The 15,661-nt window shown below is 72.0% G+C and carries 17 protein-coding genes; 10 read left to right on the forward strand and 7 right to left on the reverse strand.

The window, feature by feature from the left end:
- The first annotated feature begins 6 nt into the window (after positions 1–6).
- Positions 7–324 (forward strand): YciI family protein, encoded by a 318-nt coding sequence (locus CLV72_RS09995; RefSeq protein WP_106243421.1) that lies wholly within the window; start codon positions 7–9, stop codon positions 322–324.
- Positions 325–388: 64 nt separating this feature from the next.
- On the opposite strand, the gene CLV72_RS10000 is transcribed toward CLV72_RS09995, so the two are convergent.
- The 3 genes from CLV72_RS10000 to CLV72_RS10010 are packed head-to-tail and all read right to left on the reverse strand — an operon-like array spanning position 389 to position 2,948.
- Positions 389–1,612 carry an MFS transporter gene (locus tag CLV72_RS10000; RefSeq protein ID WP_211302789.1) on the reverse strand — a complete coding sequence of 408 codons (1,224 nt, stop codon included), beginning with the start codon at positions 1,610–1,612 and terminating at the stop codon, positions 389–391.
- A gap of 53 nt (positions 1,613–1,665) precedes the next feature.
- Positions 1,666–2,262, reverse strand: coding sequence for a hypothetical protein (locus CLV72_RS10005; protein ID WP_106243424.1), 597 nt, complete (start codon positions 2,260–2,262; stop codon positions 1,666–1,668).
- A complete protein-coding gene (locus CLV72_RS10010; protein WP_106243426.1) occupies positions 2,259–2,948 on the reverse strand; it encodes an HAD family hydrolase in 690 nt (229 codons plus the stop codon). The genes CLV72_RS10005 and CLV72_RS10010 overlap by 4 nt, the downstream gene beginning before the upstream one ends.
- A gap of 287 nt (positions 2,949–3,235) precedes the next feature.
- Between CLV72_RS10010 and CLV72_RS10015 the strand changes: the two genes are divergently transcribed.
- The 8 genes from CLV72_RS10015 (at position 3,236) to CLV72_RS10050 (ending at position 12,283) form a co-directional block, all read left to right on the forward strand.
- Positions 3,236–4,579: a class I adenylate-forming enzyme family protein gene (locus CLV72_RS10015; RefSeq protein WP_211302790.1), complete on the forward strand. Its 1,344-nt coding sequence runs from the start codon at positions 3,236–3,238 to the stop codon at positions 4,577–4,579.
- A complete protein-coding gene (locus tag CLV72_RS10020; protein ID WP_106243432.1) occupies positions 4,576–5,358 on the forward strand; it encodes an SDR family NAD(P)-dependent oxidoreductase in 783 nt (260 codons plus the stop codon). Before CLV72_RS10015 ends, CLV72_RS10020 begins: the two co-directional genes overlap by 4 nt.
- Positions 5,352–5,639 carry a phosphopantetheine-binding protein gene (locus CLV72_RS10025; RefSeq protein WP_106243434.1) on the forward strand — a complete coding sequence of 96 codons (288 nt, stop codon included), beginning with the start codon at positions 5,352–5,354 and terminating at the stop codon, positions 5,637–5,639. The genes CLV72_RS10020 and CLV72_RS10025 overlap by 7 nt, the downstream gene beginning before the upstream one ends.
- Positions 5,640–5,726: 87 nt before the next feature.
- A complete protein-coding gene (locus CLV72_RS10030) occupies positions 5,727–6,485 on the forward strand; it encodes an AfsA-related hotdog domain-containing protein (protein WP_106243437.1) in 759 nt (252 codons plus the stop codon).
- Between the two features lie 122 nt (positions 6,486–6,607).
- Positions 6,608–7,609, forward strand: coding sequence for an SMP-30/gluconolactonase/LRE family protein (locus CLV72_RS10035; protein ID WP_106243439.1), 1,002 nt, complete (start codon positions 6,608–6,610; stop codon positions 7,607–7,609).
- A 430-nt stretch (positions 7,610–8,039) separates the two neighbouring features.
- On the forward strand, positions 8,040–8,723 hold the full coding sequence (locus tag CLV72_RS32770) for a helix-turn-helix transcriptional regulator (RefSeq protein ID WP_211302791.1): 684 nt from the start codon (positions 8,040–8,042) through the stop codon (positions 8,721–8,723).
- Positions 8,724–8,823: 100 nt separating this feature from the next.
- Positions 8,824–9,984 carry an RtcB family protein gene (locus CLV72_RS10045; protein ID WP_106243442.1) on the forward strand — a complete coding sequence of 387 codons (1,161 nt, stop codon included), beginning with the start codon at positions 8,824–8,826 and terminating at the stop codon, positions 9,982–9,984.
- A 166-nt stretch (positions 9,985–10,150) separates the two neighbouring features.
- Positions 10,151–12,283, forward strand: a complete 2,133-nt coding sequence (locus CLV72_RS10050; protein WP_106243446.1) for a catalase — start codon at positions 10,151–10,153, stop codon at positions 12,281–12,283.
- Positions 12,284–12,358: 75 nt separating this feature from the next.
- Here the strand turns inward: CLV72_RS10050 and CLV72_RS10055 are convergent, their stop codons facing one another.
- The 4 genes from CLV72_RS10055 to CLV72_RS10070 all read right to left on the reverse strand — a co-directional run bounded on the left by CLV72_RS10055 (position 12,359) and on the right by CLV72_RS10070 (position 15,117).
- On the reverse strand, positions 12,359–12,787 hold the full coding sequence (locus CLV72_RS10055; protein WP_245930050.1) for a hypothetical protein: 429 nt from the start codon (positions 12,785–12,787) through the stop codon (positions 12,359–12,361).
- A gap of 178 nt (positions 12,788–12,965) precedes the next feature.
- Positions 12,966–13,340 (reverse strand): ANTAR domain-containing protein, encoded by a 375-nt coding sequence (locus CLV72_RS10060; protein ID WP_170140933.1) that lies wholly within the window; start codon positions 13,338–13,340, stop codon positions 12,966–12,968.
- 522 nt (positions 13,341–13,862) lie between these two features.
- Positions 13,863–14,540 carry a class I SAM-dependent methyltransferase gene (locus CLV72_RS10065; protein ID WP_170140934.1) on the reverse strand — a complete coding sequence of 226 codons (678 nt, stop codon included), beginning with the start codon at positions 14,538–14,540 and terminating at the stop codon, positions 13,863–13,865.
- 217 nt (positions 14,541–14,757) lie between these two features.
- A complete protein-coding gene (locus CLV72_RS10070) occupies positions 14,758–15,117 on the reverse strand; it encodes a hypothetical protein (protein ID WP_106243458.1) in 360 nt (119 codons plus the stop codon).
- Between the two features lie 239 nt (positions 15,118–15,356).
- On the opposite strand from CLV72_RS10070, the gene CLV72_RS10075 reads away from it, so the two are divergent.
- A partial coding sequence (locus CLV72_RS10075; protein ID WP_281262403.1) for a ClpX C4-type zinc finger protein occupies positions 15,357–15,661 on the forward strand: 305 nt, incomplete at its 3' end.

The following is a 15,661-nucleotide window of genomic DNA, read 5'->3' on the forward strand; positions in this document are numbered from 1 at the left end:
AGAACCATGCTCTGGGTCGTGCACTGCCTGGACGGGCCCGACGCGGCCGAACCGCGGGAGCGGCTGCGCGCCGCGCACTCCGCGCGGCTGAAGACCGCGCCGGTGCGGGCGCTGGTCTACGGCCGGCTGATGTCCGACGACGGCGCGGCCGCGATCGGCAGCCTGCTGATCATCGACGCGGCCGACCGCGCGCAGGTCGAGGACTTCATTGCCACGGACCCCTTCACCACCGAGGGCGTGTGGCAGGAGGTGCGGATCGACGCCTTCTCGTCGTCCACCAACGCGCCGATCCCCGTCTCAGCTGAGGCTGTGGGCGCGAGCTGAAGTCGCGCGCACGGCGGCGGGCGGCCGCACCCCCGGGGTGCGGCCGCCCGCTCGTCGTTTCCGGTCAGCTCCCGGTCGCGGCCGCGGCCTCGCGGCGGGAGCGGGAGAAGTGCTCCACGGCCCACACGACGCAGGCCAGCGCCGGGAACAGGCCGCCGAGCACCGCCACGCCGATCCAGTCGTAGGCGACGTACACCACCGCGGACAGCGCGCTGCCGACGGCGGCCGAGATGAAATAGGACACCATGTAAGCGGTGTTGAGCCGGCTGCGCGCGTCCGGGCGGAGCGCGAAGATGAGGCTCTGGTTGTTGATGTGGGTGCCCTGCACGCCCATGTCCATCAGCAGCACGCCGATGGCCAGCGCCACCACCGACACCGCGCCCCAGCCGATGAGCAGGTACGACAGCGCGGTGATCAGCAGGTAGGCGCCGGTGGTGAGGTGGACCCAGCCCCGGTCGGCCAGCCCGCCGGCGAACTTCGCGGCCAGCGCGCCGGCCACCCCGAACAGGGCGAACAGCCCGATCTGGGCCTCGTTCCAGTTGTAGGGATCGCCCGCGAGCAGGAATCCTGCGCTGGTCCAGAAGACGCTGAAGGTGGAGAAGGTCAGCGCGCCGTAGAGCATCCGCAGCCGCAGCACCGGCTCCTCGCGGACCAGCCGCAGCACCGAGCCGAGCAGCGCCGGGTAGCGCATCGTCACGGTGGGGGCGACGGTGGGCAGGGCCCGCCAGAGCACCACCGCGATCAGGGCGGTCAGCACCGCGCCGAGCCCGAACACGGCCTGCCAACCGAAGGCCTCGGCCACCAGGCCCGCCACCGTCCGGGAGAGCAGGATGCCCATCAGCAGGCCGCTCATCACCGTGCTGACCACCCGCCCCTGCTGGCCCTTGGCGGCCAGCACGTGGGCGAAGGGCACAATGACCTGGACCGCGACGGAGGTGAGGCCGACGACGGCCGCGGCGGCGCCGAAGACGATCAGCGAGGGCGCCAGCGCCATCGCCGCCATGCCCAGGGTCGCGGCGGCCAGCAGCGCCGCCAGCAGCTTGCGCCGCTCGATCAGGTCGCCCAGCGGGACCAGGAGGGCCAGGCCGAGGGCGTAGCCGATCTGGGTCACCGTGATGGTGAGGCCGATCGCGTCGCTGTCCGCCTGGAACACGCGTGCGAGCGTGTCCACCAGCGGCTGCGCGTAGTAGAGGTTGGCGATCACCGCGCCGGTGGCGAACGCCATCGTGCCGACGACCCACGGGCTGACGTTGGGCGCCGCCACCTCGTCGGCGGTCTGACTTTCCATGGGGGTCCGTTCCTCGTTCGAAGTCTCGGCTGCCGGCGGCGGAGGCCGTTCGGTCAGATCCGAGAGTAGGGCGGTGGGGGCGGCGGCCCGTCCCCGTCGTGGGCCGCGATCCACGAGTCGTGCAGCCACATCTGGGTGGCGCGGCGGCCGGCCACCGGGTCCCAGCGGACGTCGCGCTCGTAGGTGAGGACCCTGCCGCGCGGCCCCACCACCACCCACGCGTAGAGCCCGCCCGCGTGGCGGGTCTTCACCTTCATCCCGGTCACCTTGTGCTCGGTGCCGTCGTCGGCGGTCACGATCTCGCTGTGCGGGTCGATCCAGAGCACGGTCAGCGCGGCGGCGTAGCCGGGGTCGGTGCCGGCGAGGAAGGCCGCCGCCACGTCGTGCGCCAGCGTCTCGGCCGGCGGCGGCTCGCGCGGGAAGACGGCGAACGGGTCCAGGTCGGTGAAGCCGAGCAGCACGGCGTTGTCGTCGACGACGACCGTGCGGTGCGGCCCGCCGAGCCGGTACCCGCCGGCCTGGTAGCGGGTGACGGTGACGCGCCGGTCCTCGTGGCGCTCCCTGCGGGTACTGACGTGCCGCCACTCCGGTTTCTCGGGCAAACCCGCCGCCGCGAGCACGGCGCGGGGGTCGATGGGCGCCAAGGTCACGCCGCGCTCCCGGCGTAGACGGCCGGCAGCACCGGCCATCCGTTGCGGGCGGCGTGGTCGAGCAGCACCGGGTCCTCGCCGACGACGGCCGGGTTGCCGACCCGCGACAGCATCTCCAGGTCGGTGGAGTGGTCGCCGTAGGCGAAGCAGACGGCCGGGTCCAGGTCGAGCCGCTCGATGGTCTCCTGCACCGCGTCGGCCTTGGCCGGTCCGATCATCGGCCGGTGCACCTCGCCGGTGAGCAGCCCGTCGGCACCGACGATGGGCTCGGTGCACAGGATGATGTCGGCGGACACGTCCCGCGCGATCGGCTCCAGGCAGCCGCGGAAGGAGCCGGAGACCAGCACGATGGTGTCGCCCTCCTCGCGGTGGGTGCGGATCGCGGCGAGGCTGGACTCCACGAAGGCGGCGGGGCCGGTGCGGTACTGGTCGTACCACTCGCGGCCGGCCTCGGCCAGCTCGGCCATCGGGACGCCCGCGAACAGCCGGTAGTAGGAGCGGTTCACCTCCGAGCGCGGCATGCCGCCGTTGTGCGCGAGATCGCGCAGCCGCCCCGCGGTGGCGTTGTATTCGTCGCCCTGATCACCGTTCCTGGCCAGCCAGAAACGCAGGAAATCGAACATGCTCTTCGCGCTGATGACGGTCTCGTCAACATCGAAGAAAGCGGCTCGCTTTGTGGTGTCCATTTCGTCCAGCTCACCTCCCGCGACGCACGTGGGCCATGCGCCGGCACGTGTCGGCCACGCGGCGCCCAGGGGTCGCCACGAACGGACACCACTATGGCGAATCCGCCGGTGCTGCGGCAATGGCCGTTGGCGTAGCCGCACGGCGTAGCCGATCGGTCACGTCGGGCGGCCTAGCACAGTTGAGTGCATTCATGGGGACTGTCCGCTCAATCCCGCACGCCCTAGGTTGGCGATATCGCCATTACTGGCATCAGGCAATTCCGTGCGATTCCCCAACGGAGGGAAGCGTGAGTCATCCGCTCATCGAGAAGCTTCGATTCTTCGACGGCGCCGACGCCGTCGTCTTCGACGGAGCGACACATAGCTACCGGGAACTGCACCGGCTGGTCACCGAATGGAACGCCTTCCTCGACACGCACGAGGTGCGCCGCGGCGAGGTCGTCACCCTGGAGGGCGTCTCCTCGCCGATGGCCTGCGCGGGGCTGATCGCCCTGGTCGCGCGGGGTGTCATCGTGGTGCCGCTGACCCCGCTTCCCGACGCCAAGCGCGACGAGTTCCTCGATGTCGCGTCCGTCGAGGTCGTCGTGCGCATCGGCGACGACGGCACTCCGGAGTGCGAGCGCACCGGGCGCACCGCCGACCACGAGCTGTACCAGCGGCTGCGGGAGGCCAAGAGCCCCGGCCTGGTGCTGTTCAGCTCCGGGACCTCCGGCCGCAGCAAGGCGTCCGTGCTGGACTTCGACCGGATGCTGGCCCGCTACGGCGAGCCGCGCCGCGCCAAGCGCATCCTGTCCTTCCTCAACCTCGACCACATCGGCGGCATCAACACCCTGCTGCACACGCTGAGCCAGGGCGGCACCGTGGTCACCGTGCCCGAGCGCACGCCCGACACGGTGTTCGCCGCCATCGCCGAGCACCAGGTGCAGGTGCTGCCGACGACGCCCACCTTCCTCAACATGGTGCTGATCTCCCGGGTGTACGAGCGCTACGACACCGCGTCGCTGGAGCTGATCACCTACGGCACCGAGCCGATGCCGGCCCAGACGCTGCAGCGGCTGGCCGCCGCCCTGCCCGGGGTGCGGCTCAAGCAGACCTACGGCCTGTCGGAGCTGGGCATCCTGCCGACCCGCTCCAAGAGCGACGACTCGCTGTGGGTGAAGCTGGGCAACGCCGGCTTCGAGCACAAGATCATCGACGGCGTGCTGTGGATCAAGTCCGAGATGGCGATGCTCGGCTACCTCAACGCCCCGGCGCCCTTCGACGACGAGGGCTTCTTCAACACTCAGGACATGGTCGAGGTGGACGGCGAGTACGTCCGGATCCTGGGCCGCAAGTCCGAGATCATCAACGTCGGCGGCGAGAAGGTCTACCCGAGCGAGGTCGAGAGCGTCCTGCTCGAGGTCGACAACATCGCCGAGGCGACCGTCACGGGGCGCCCCAGCCCGGTGACCGGCATGGTGGTCAAGGCCGTCGTGCAGCTGCACACCGAGGAGGACCCCGCCGCGGTCAGCCGCCGGGTGCGCGAGCACTGCCAGGCGCGGCTGGAGCCCTTCAAGGTCCCCGCCGTCGTGCAGGTCTCCACCCAGCGCCAGCACTCCGACCGGTTCAAGAAGATCAGGAACCTGGCGTGAGCGCGGCGGAGGCGCCGGCCGAGACCCCGGCCGAGGCGCCCCAGGAGGCGGCGCCCGCGCGGGTCGCCGTCGTCACCGGCGGCAGCCGCGGCCTGGGCCGGATCGTGGTCGAGCGGCTGCTCGACCGCGGCTGGCGGGTGGCGGTCCTCAGCCGCACCAGCAACGACTTCGTGGCCGAGACCACCGAGTCGGCGCCCGACGCCTTCTTCTGGCAGCCGGCCGACCTGAACGAGCCGCACGCGCTGCGCGCGGCGGTGCGGGCGGTGGTGCGCCGCTTCGGCCGGATCGACCTGCTGGTCAACAACGCCGGAGTGCTGCACCAGGAGCTGTTCCTGACGACCTCCCCCAAGCAGGTCGACACGCTGATCGCCACCAACCTGGTGGCGCCGATCATCCTCACCCAGGGCTGCGCGCGGGCGATGACGCAGAACGGGGGCGGCACGATCGTGAACGTCTCGTCGATCAACGCCATCCGCGGCCACCGCGGCGTGGCGGTGTACTCCGCCGCCAAGGCCGGCCTGGACGGGCTCAGCCGGAGCCTGGCCAGGGAGCTGGGGCCGCTGGGCATCCGGGTCAACTCGATCGTGCCGGGCTTCTTCGACAGCGATATGACCACCCAGGTCACCGACACCAACCGCGAGCGCATCCAGGGCCGCACCCCGCTCGGCCGGCTGGGCACCGCCCAGGAGGTGGCCGACGCCGTGCTGTACCTGGCGTCGGAGGAGTCCTCCTTCATCACCGGACAGACCATCGTCGTAGACGGAGGAATCACATGCTAGACACCCAGACGATCGGCACCGACGTGCGCGGCACCGTCATCGAGCAGCTGCGCGCCCTGCTGAGCGAGACCCTTGAGCAGGTGCCCGAGATCACCGGCGACTCCTCGCTGCACGAGCTGGGCATGAGCTCGCTGCTGCTGGCCCGGCTGCTGATCCAGACCGAGACCGTGCTCGACGTGGACCCCTTCGCCGACGGCGACGTGGTCATCTCCGACATCCGCACCGTGGACGACCTCGTCAAGGCGTACGAGAACGCGCTGAGCGCCGGCCAGCCCGCCTGAGGCACCGGCCCGCACACCCGCAAGCCGGCGGCCCGCCGAGCGCGCGCCGCCGCGCTCGGCGGGCCGCCGTACCACCGAGGAGCACTGATGACCACGAGCACCACCACCTTGATCGTCGTCGGGGACCGGTTCGAGGAGTTCCTGGCCAACCGGGGCACCGTCGCCGCCTCGGAGCTGACCGCGCGGCTGCGGGCCGGCGAGCTGGAGCCCGGCACCGTCCTGGTCGTCGGGCAGGGCCTGTCGATCGAGGAGCGCGCCGAACTGGCGGCGCTGGTCGCGGCGGACCCGTCCGTGCGGCTGGCCGGCGGCGAGCTCGCCGAGCCGGCCGGGCGCCCCCTGACGCACAAGCACGACCCGCGCAACGGGATGATCGCGCCGCCGGTGCGCGCCGGCGAGGACCGGTTCACCGCCGAGCTGCTGATCGACCAGTACAACGAGATCCTGGCCGACCACCTCACCGGCCAGCACATCCCCGGCATCGCGCTGACCGAGGCGGCCCGCCAGACCTGGACGGCGGTGACCGAGCAGTTCTACCTGGACGCCGACGCCCCCCGCACCCGCTTCGTGCTGGGCACCATCACCTCGGCCTTCCACCGCTTCGTCTTCCCGCTCCCGGCCACGGTGGAGTACCGGCTGGTGCGCCGCGAGCGCACCGCCGTGGACGAGGTGTTCCACTGCGTCGTCACGGTGAACCAGGGCGGCCACGTCGCCGCCGAGATCACCGCCGACTACCGGGTCATCCCCGAGCGCTTCAGCGCCAAGCAGGAGGCCCTGGCCGCCCGCTCCGCCGTCGCCGCCCTCATCACCGCCACCGCGGCGGCGGAGTCGCCGGTCCTGTCGGGCTGAGCCTCGACCACCGGCCGGGCGGCCCCCTCCATCGCTCCCAGGCGCCGCTCGGCCGGTCACGCACGTCCGGGGGAAGTCCCCCTCCGGGCCGTCCGCGCAGTACCGAAGAGAGAGGATCCCGTATGCGGGTCACCCCCCGCCGAGCCGGCCGCCTGCTGACCGCGGCACTGGCCTCCATCGCCCTGTGCGCCGCCGCCCCCGCGGCTGCGGCAGGGACCACCGGCTGGGCACGGCCGGACTCCTACACCGTGCCCGGCGACGACGCCTTCCCCGAGGGCATCGCGCGCCACACCGGCACTCCTTATTTCTATGTCGGCAGCACCACCGACGGCACGGTCTACCGGGGCCATGTGCGCTCCGAGGAGATGTCGGAGTTCCTGCCCGGCGGCGCCGACGGACGCACCACCGCGCTGGGCATGAAGGTGGACCGCTTCGGCCGGCTCATCGTGGCCGGCGGCGCGACCGGCAGCGTGTGGGTGTACAGCACCCGCACCGGCGAGCTGCTGCACGAGTTCACCGCCGAGCACCCCGAGGTCTTCCTCAACGACGTGGTGGTGGCCCCCGACGGCGACGTGTACGTCACCGACTCCTTCCAGCCGTACATCTACCGGATCGGCGCCGAGCAGCTGCACGGCCGGTCGACGCGCTCCGCCCCGCTGAGCGTGTTCGCCGACCTGCACGGCACCCCGGTGGAGTACCAGGAGGGCTTCAACGTCAACGGCATCGCCGCCACGCCCGACGGCCGCTACCTGCTGATCGCCGACGCCAACGACAGCGCTCTGTACCGGGTGCCGGTCCGCGGCGGCGAGGTCGTCGAGATCGATCTGGGCGAGGACGTGGTCACCGGTGACGGCCTGCTGCTGCGCGCCGGCACCCTGTACGCGGTGAGCCGGGTCGACGGCAACGGCGCCGTGGTCAACGTGGTGCGGCTGCGCGACCGCTACACCGAGGGCGAGCTGCTGCGCCGGGTCACCGACCCGGGGCTGCTGTCGCCGTCGACGGCCGCCTTCGACGACCAGGGCGACATGCTCGTGGTCAACTTCCAGTTCGGTGCGACGGATCCCGAGCTTCCGTTCACCGTCTCGCGGCTGTCGCGCTGGGAGCTGGGCTCGCCCTGGTGGTGACGAGCTGACGGAGTACCGCCCTTCCGGGGCCCGCGGCCGAGCCGTCCGCGGGCCCCGGCTTCTCCCGTGGCGCGTCGGGCGTTATTCTGCTCCGCATAAATGATGCGTGCCCGAACGGCCGGACCAGTCTGTGTTTCGGTTCACAATCCGGCCGCCGTGCCGGTTTCGGCGCCCGGGCGGCGCAGGGGTGCCGAGCAGCGGCGCCGGATCCACCGATTCCGGTACGTTCCGGCTTGATCACCGACAGCGACCCGGCTTCAATCTTCTCTCAATCTCTCGCCAATCTCTGGCCGATGCGGCCTTGCTTCACTGGCACAGGTCCGGCAAACCGGGCACTTTGCCCCGAATCAACGTGAATCGCGGACGGTTCTGACCAGTCGGACCGCGAAGCGCTGGACCGGGTCGAGATTGCTGAGGAAGGAAGCCGTAAATGAGTATGCCGAGCCTGGCACTGGCGCCTCGCGAGATCGTACTTGCCCTCGGGAACGAGTTGCAGCGCTACGGCATCGAGCGGATGCTGCAGTCCCTGGGCGACGTCGGCGCGCTGCGCGTCTGCGACAACCTGGCCGACGCCGTCGGCACCGTCGGAGACGACTCCGAGACCGTTCTCATCGTGGCGCTGCGCGAGATCGACCAGCTCGCCGCCGCCCACCTGCGCGCCGCCGCCGACAACGGCGCCAAGATCCTGGTCCTGGTGGACGAGGACTCCACCGACCTCAGCCGCTTCGCCGACGTGTCCGGCAGCGGCTTCCTGTCCGCCGACGAGCTGAACACCCGCACGCTGAGCGACGCGCTGGCCCGGGTGCGGGCCGGCGAGGTGCCGATGTCGGCCCGGCTGGCGCGCGACCTGATGGCCAAGGCGAGCCAGTCCGGCGGCCGCACCGCCGTGGCCCGCCCGGCCGTGCGGCTGACCCCGCGCGAGCAGCAGGTGCTCGTGCTGCTGGTCGACGGGCTCAGCAACAAGCAGATCGCCCGCCGCCTGGGCATCTCGGTGCACGGCGCCAAGCGGCTGGTCGCCAACATCCTCGCCAAGCTGGACTGCCCCACCCGCACCTTCGCGGTGGCCAAGGCGCTGCGCGAGGGCATCTACGAGCAGTACGTCCGCGAGATGTGACCGGCGGCGGCCCGCCGGGGCCGCGCCGGGGGCGCGTTATTCGATGGGCCGGCGGCCGCGATCCGGATACCGTCGGGGCGACGAAGGAGGAATCGCCCCGATGGAGTGGATCAGCAAGCGCCTGGTGAACTGGGCGTCCATCCTCGACCCCAAGACCCGCGCCCAGGCGGAGACCGCCTCGCGGCTGCCGTTCATCCACCCGCACATCGCCCTGATGCCCGACGCGCACCTCGGCAAGGGCGCCACGGTCGGCTCCGTGATCCCGACCCTGGGCGCGATCATCCCCGCCGCCGTCGGCGTCGACATCGGCTGCGGGATGATCGCGGTGCGCACCCAGTTCGAGGTCGGCGCGCTCGACGGGCTCGACCGCCGCGCGCTGCGGCTGGCGATCGAGCGCGCCGTGCCGCTCTCGGCGGGGGTGTACAACACCGAGCTGACCCCCACCGCACGCGAGCGCGCGCAGCGGCTGGAGGAGCGGGCCCGCACCGACTACGACCAGGTCGCGGCGAACTGGCGGCTCCAGCTGGGCACGCTCGGCTCGGGCAACCACTTCATCGAGGTCACCGTCGACGAACTCGGCCGGGTCTGGCTCTTCCTGCACTCCGGTTCGCGCGGCATCGGCAACAAGCTGGCCACCCGGCACATCAAGGTGGCCCAGCGGATGATGGAGAAGTACTGGATCAGCCTGCCCGACCCCGACCTCGCCTACCTGGCCGAGGGCACCGACGAGTTCTGGGCCTACATCCGCGACCTGAACTGGGCGCAGGAGTTCGCGCTGCTGAACCGCGAGGAGATGATGGACCGGGTCGTCGGCGCCTTCTCCGAGTGGTGCGGCACCGAGGTGCGCGAGGCGGAGCGGATCAACTGCCACCACAACTTCACCCAGCGCGAGCGGCACTTCGGCAAGGACGTCTGGCTGAGCCGCAAGGGCGCGATCGAGGCGACCGAAGGGCTGCCCGGGCTGATCCCCGGCTCGATGGGCACCGCGAGCTACGTGGTCACCGGCAAGGGCCACCCGGTCTCGCTGAACTCCTCGCCGCACGGCGCGGGCCGCGCGTACTCGCGCTCGTCCGCGCGCAAGACCTTCACCCAGGAGCAGCTGCGCGCGGCGATGGCGGGCATCGAGTACCGCGACACCGACGCCTTCATCGACGAGATCCCGCAGGCGTACAAGGACGTCGACCAGGTCATGGCCGACGCCGCCGAGCTGGTGGAGATCCGGCACACCCTGCGCCAGATCGTCAACGTCAAGGGCGACTAGCCGCCCCCGCCCGGGGCGGACCGAAACGCCCGGCCGCAGCGCGCGGCCGGGCGTTTCGGCGTTCCAGGCGCAGGCAAGCGGACCGGAGACATCTGGACGCGGTGCGTAATCCGGGCGATCACTGGCCGGCACCGCCCTACGGCACACGTCGAGAGGAGACGTCGGCATGGCCCCGACGCGGCCCCAGGCAGACGGAACGGACGGCGCGGACGACAAGGACCGGCAGCTGGAGTCCGTACGCGCGGACTCCCGCGGCGAACTCACCACCGAGACCGGGGTGAGGGTCGACGACACCGACAACTCACTGAGCGCCGGCGAGCGCGGCCCCACGCTGCTGGAGGACTTCCACTTCCGCGAGAAGATCACCCACTTCGACCACGAGCGGATCCCCGAGCGGGTCGTGCACGCGCGGGGCGCCGGCGCCTACGGCCACTTCCAGCCCTACGAGTCCTTCAGCCGCTACACCCGGGCGCACTTCCTGAGCGATCCGTCGGTGCGCACCCCGGTCTTCGTCCGCTTCTCCACCGTGGCCGGCTCGCGCGGCTCGGCCGACACCGTGCGCGACGTGCGCGGCTTCGCGACGAAGTTCTACACCCGGGAGGGCAACTACGACCTGGTCGGCAACAACATGCCGGTCTTCTTCATCCAGGACGGCATCAAGTTCCCCGACTTCGTGCACGCGGTCAAGCCCGAGCCGCACAACGAGATCCCGCAGGCGCAGTCCGCGCACGACACGCTCTGGGACTTCGTCGGGCTGCAGCCCGAGACCATGCACATGATGATGTGGCTGATGTCTGACCGGGCCATCCCGCGCAGCTACCGGATGATGCAGGGCTTCGGGGTGCACACCTTCCGGCTGGTCAACGAGCGCGGCGAGGGCACCTTCGTGAAGTTCCACTGGAAGCCGGTGCTCGGCGTGCACTCGCTGGTCTGGGACGAGTGCCAGAAGATCGCCGGCAAGGACCCCGACTACAACCGGCGCGACCTGTGGGACGCGATCGAGGCGGGCCAGTACCCCGAGTACGAGCTGGGCTGCCAGCTGGTGCCGGAGAGCGAGGAGCACCGCTTCGACTTCGACCTGCTGGACGCCACCAAGATCATTCCAGAGGAGGAGGTGCCGGTCGTCCCGGTGGGCCGGATGGTGCTCGACCGCAATCCGGACAACTTCTTCGCCGAGACCGAGCAGATCGCCTTCCACACCGCCAACGTGGTGCCCGGGATCGACTTCACCAACGACCCGCTGCTCCAGGCGCGCAACTTCTCCTATCTCGACACCCAGCTGATCCGGCTGGGCGGCCCCAACTTCCAGCAGATCCCGGTCAACCGGCCGGTGGCCGAGGTGAGCAACAACCAGCGCGACGGCTACGGCCAGCAGCGGGTGCACCGCGGCCGCACCAGCTACTTCCCGAACTCGCTGGGCGGCGGCTGCCCGGCCCTGGCCGACGCGGGCGCCTACACGCACTACCAGGAGCGGGTGGACGGCGCCAAGATCCGCCGCCGCAGCCCCAGCTTCCAGGACCACTTCTCGCAGGCGACGCTCTTCTACAACAGCCTGGCCGGCTGGGAGCGCGAGCACCTGGTGGCCGCCTTCCGCTTCGAGCTGGGCAAGTGCGAGGTGATGGCCGTGCGGGAGCGGGTGGTCGAGCGGCTGAACCACGTCGACCACGGCCTCGCCGTCGAGGTGGCCCGGGGCATCGGGGTGGCCCCGCCGGCGGAGGCGGCCGTGCGCAACCACGGCCGCAGCTCGCCCGCGCTGAGCCAGACCGCGCTGCTGGGCACCGTCGAGGACGGGGCGCGCAGCCGCCGGATCGCGGTGCTGGCCGCCGACGGCGTCGCGGCCACCGGGGTGAGCGTGCTGCGCGACGAGCTGACCGAGCGCGGCGCCGTGGTGGAGGTGCTGGCCCCGCACGACGGCCGGCTCGCCGCCGCCGACGGGCCCGCTCTGGCCGTGGACCGGGCGATGACCACGATGGCGTCGGTGCTCTACGACGCGGTGGTGGTCGCGGGCGGCGCCGACAGCGCCGCCGCGCTGGCCGCCGACGGCTACGCGACCCACTTCGTGACCGAGGCCTTCAAGCACGCCAAGCCGGTGGTCGCCCTGGACGAGGGCGTCGACCTGCTCCGGCGGCTGCCCCTCGGCGCGCTGCGCACGGCCGAGCGCGAGTCCGACGGCGTGCTGGCGGACCAGGGCGTGCTCACCGCACGCGGCGGCGCGGTGCGCCGGCTGGCGGAGGCGTTCGTACCGCTGCTGGCCGGCCACCGGGTGTGGGACCGCCCGACGGCGTCGGTGCCGGCCTGAGCCGCCGCGCGCAAGCGGCGCACCCGTCCGTAGGGACGGGTGCGCCGTGCCGTGTGCGCGGCGGCCGGGCGGGGTTCAGCTCCGGGCCGCGCCGGCCGGGCGGGACCAGGTCCGGACGAGCAGCAGGGTGCTCGCCGCGAACATCAGCACCCCTACCGGCACGTGCAGCTGCGACAGGCCAGCCACCCCGAGCGCGATCTGCACGGCGGTGAAGGCGGCGAGCCCGGCGGCGTTGGCGATGAAGCCCGCCGGACCGCCGCCGGGGCGCCAGAACAGCACGGCGGCGGCCAGCTGGACCACCGCGGCGAGCACCACCGCGTAGGCGATGGCGCTGTGCAGGACCCGGCCGTCGGGCGAGGAGAGCAGCAGCCCGGCGGTGACGGCCTGCGCCAGCAGTGCCAGCGTGGTGAGCAGAGTGGACACACGCAGGACCAGCAGCAGGGCGGGACGGGGCCCGCCGGCCGCGCCGGTGGATCGGGCGTGGAGGGTGGTGTCGGCTGACATGGGCGACTCCTGTCGGTCGTCGGGCCGGCGCGGCCGGGACGGCGGCGAGTGCCGCCGCCGCAGCCTTGACGGGCGGCGGGCCCGTCCTGTGACATCGGGCGGCCGGGCGCCGCGCCGGCCGGAGCCGCCCCCGGCCGGCCGATCGGCGCGGACGCCCGGCCGCCACCGGGCGGCGCCGTCAGTCGTCGGTGTCCGACGGGCGCCGCCCCCGGGAGTCGTAGCGGGAGAGGATCTCGCTCGCCACGTCTCTGACCTTGCGGTTGCTGCGTTGGGAGACCTGGGCGAGCAGCGCGAAGGCCTGATCCTCGCCGCAGTTGGACTGCGCCATGATGATGCCGATCGCCTTGTTGATGACACCGGAGCTGGCCAGTTTGGCCCGCAGGTCGGTGATGAGCTTCTCCTGGTCGCGGACCAGCTCCACCAGGTCCGCGTCTTCGATCAGGTCGTCGACCTGGCCGGCCGCCGGCCGGCCGGCCGGCTGCGGGGCAGGGCTCCCGGTCTCTCCGGGGCCGGGCTCCGCACCCGGGGACGGGTCAGGGTCAGTTGGGGACACGCGCACGCTCACACGAAGGTGGGATCGGGCCGGGGTCGTAGCGCCCGCCGAGTCTCCCCGGCGGGAGCGGGCTCAGCACCTTGCGCGGCCGCCAGTATGGGTCCGGGCGGCGGTAAGGGGGCGTTCGTCCCCGTCCGGCACGGAAAGGGCCTGTCCGGCACGGAACGGGCGCGCATCGCGTTCACGCAGGTTCGAGCGGAGAGGCGTCGCCCGGAGCGCGTGACGGGCACGGCCGGGCACGGCCGCCGCCCGGTCGTCTCCGGACGACCGGAATCTCACCCGCACGAACCTGGGACGCGCTTTCGGACGGGACGCGTCAGCACCGGCTCCAGTGATCACGGTTTCCTCGCATCACAAAACCAACGGTTTGATCGCCGGCTGCTTGACGAGAAAGCCTTACGGGCGGGTTCATCGGCGGGAACGCCGGGACCACCCCACGGAGGCAGGACAAATCTACCGTGAAATCAGACGGCGTCCCGCACGAGGGCGCGGACCGCCGTCCGAGCGCCCGGTTCCGGGCCCTCAGGCGGGGGTGCGGGCCGACCAGACCGCGACGGTGCCGTGCACGCGGAAGCGGACGTCGGTGAAGCGGACCTCCAGTTCGCGGCGGAGGTCGTCGGCGTCATCGCCCCGGTTGTCGAAGATCCCGGCGCGGTTGTAGGCGTCGGACAGCCGCCGGGCCGGCCATGCCATCCGCAGCCCCTCGCCGCTGGAGACGACCGTCGAGCCGAAGACCCGGCCGCCGGGGACCGCCACCCGGGCGGCCTCGTCCAGCACGTGCGCCTTGGCGGCGATGTCCTTGCCCGGCAGGGTGTGCACGACCAGCGACAGGCCGACGGAGCCGACCGAGGCGTCCTCCAGCGGCCACGGCGCCAGCGCGTCGGCATGGTAGGTGTGCACGGTGAAGGCGGCCAGCCGCTGCTCGGACATCCGCAGCGGCTCGGGGTTGAGGTCGAGCAGGTGCAGCACGGCGCCCGGCCGGGGCCGCGCCTTCACCAGCAGGGTGCCGGGCCCGGGGCCGATGTCGAGGTGCACGTCGCCGATGTGCTCGCGGTACTCGCGCACCAGCCGCTTCTCCGGGCAGCCCCAGACCATGCGGCACGACAGCCGCAGCACGACGAGGTCGTACACCAGCCGCAGCAGCCAGGGCCGGTAGATGCGGCTCCCGGGGCGTTCGGCGGGAGGGGCGGGCGAGGACATGACGGCTCCCAGGGGTACGTGTGGCGCGATGGCGCGGGGGCGCACGAGTGACGTACCCGGTTCACCACCGATCATCACTTGCGTCCCGGATGCCCGATCCGCTCCGTCCTGGGACGCGCCGGACCGCCACCGCCGGGCCCATGATGGCGGCTCGCCGCCCACCGCTCCAGGACCCGCGCCCGCCATGTCGCCCACCAGGAAGGACGGCTCCGGCGGCTCAGCGGGCGCTGTCGCGGATCTCCCACTGGAAGCCGCCCCACAGCCGCTGCGGGTTCAGCGCACGCACCCGGCGGATCAGCTCGTCGGCGCGCTCCTGGGCGTCGGGCCCCCAGACCGCCAGGGTGAGCCGGGTCGGGGTGGCGGAGTGGCGGGCCGGCCGGCTCCCGGCGACCTGGTCGAAGATCTCCAGCACCTGCTCGTACAGCTCCAGCTCGCGTGCGGTGTCGACGATGATCCCCTCGACCGTGACGAAGCGCCAGCCGCCCGCGATCTGGTCGGCCTCGGCGATCAGCAGGTCGTCGGCGGCCGCCCGCTCCGTGTCCTGCGCGCCGCTGCGGCGCGAAGCGCCCGGATCCATCGCCCCCACCTCCCCGGTCAGCGCCCCCGGACGCCGACGACTCTAGGCGGCGGCTCCGACACCGCCCGGCGGGCGCCCATACCGGGATGAGCAAGTCGGCGCGAGCAGGTAGCGTCGAGGCCATACGGTCCCAGACCGGCGCTCACCCCTGTGGGTCCGGCCGGCCCGGCACGACCCGCCCGACCCCCGGCGGGCCCGCCGGGCCCCGGCCCGCGCGACCGATGAGGAGGCGTTGCCGAGTGGCACGCATCGGTGACAGCGGCGACCTGCTGAAGTGCACCTTCTGCGGCAAGAGCCAGAAGCAGGTCAGAAAGCTCGTCGCGGGCCCGGGCCGCATCTGCATCTGCGACGAGTGCGTCGAACTCTGCAACGAGCTCATCGACGAGGAGTTCGGCGAACCCGCCGCGGAACCGCTCTCGGAACTGCCGAAACCGCGCGAGATCTACGATTTCCTGGATTCGTATGTGATCGGGCAGGAGCAGGCGAAGAAGGCTTTGTCGGTTGCGGTGTACAACCATTACAAGCGGGTGCGTTCGGATGGTGA

Source organism: Allonocardiopsis opalescens (assembly GCF_003002095.1).
GTDB classification, from domain to species: Bacteria; Actinomycetota; Actinomycetes; order Streptosporangiales; family Streptosporangiaceae; genus Allonocardiopsis; species Allonocardiopsis opalescens.

Bases quoted from the DNA above. Each gene is read 5' to 3' on its own strand.
- CLV72_RS09995 (WP_106243421.1), top strand. From the start codon at position 7: ATGCTCTGGGTCGTGCACTGCCTGGACGGGCCCGACGCGGCCGAACCG.
- CLV72_RS10000 (WP_211302789.1), bottom strand. From the start codon at position 1,612: ATGGAAAGTCAGACCGCCGACGAGGTGGCGGCGCCCAACGTCAGCCCG.
- CLV72_RS10010 (WP_106243426.1), bottom strand. From the start codon at position 2,948: ATGGACACCACAAAGCGAGCCGCTTTCTTCGATGTTGACGAGACCGTC.
- CLV72_RS10025 (WP_106243434.1), top strand. From the start codon at position 5,352: ATGCTAGACACCCAGACGATCGGCACCGACGTGCGCGGCACCGTCATC.
- CLV72_RS10030 (WP_106243437.1), top strand. From the start codon at position 5,727: ATGACCACGAGCACCACCACCTTGATCGTCGTCGGGGACCGGTTCGAG.
- CLV72_RS10035 (WP_106243439.1), top strand. From the start codon at position 6,608: ATGCGGGTCACCCCCCGCCGAGCCGGCCGCCTGCTGACCGCGGCACTG.
- CLV72_RS32770 (WP_211302791.1), top strand. From the start codon at position 8,040: ATGAGTATGCCGAGCCTGGCACTGGCGCCTCGCGAGATCGTACTTGCC.
- CLV72_RS10045 (WP_106243442.1), top strand. From the start codon at position 8,824: ATGGAGTGGATCAGCAAGCGCCTGGTGAACTGGGCGTCCATCCTCGAC.
- CLV72_RS10050 (WP_106243446.1), top strand. From the start codon at position 10,151: ATGGCCCCGACGCGGCCCCAGGCAGACGGAACGGACGGCGCGGACGAC.
- CLV72_RS10055 (WP_245930050.1), bottom strand. From the start codon at position 12,787: ATGTCAGCCGACACCACCCTCCACGCCCGATCCACCGGCGCGGCCGGC.
- CLV72_RS10065 (WP_170140934.1), bottom strand. From the start codon at position 14,540: ATGTCCTCGCCCGCCCCTCCCGCCGAACGCCCCGGGAGCCGCATCTAC.
- CLV72_RS10070 (WP_106243458.1), bottom strand. From the start codon at position 15,117: ATGGATCCGGGCGCTTCGCGCCGCAGCGGCGCGCAGGACACGGAGCGG.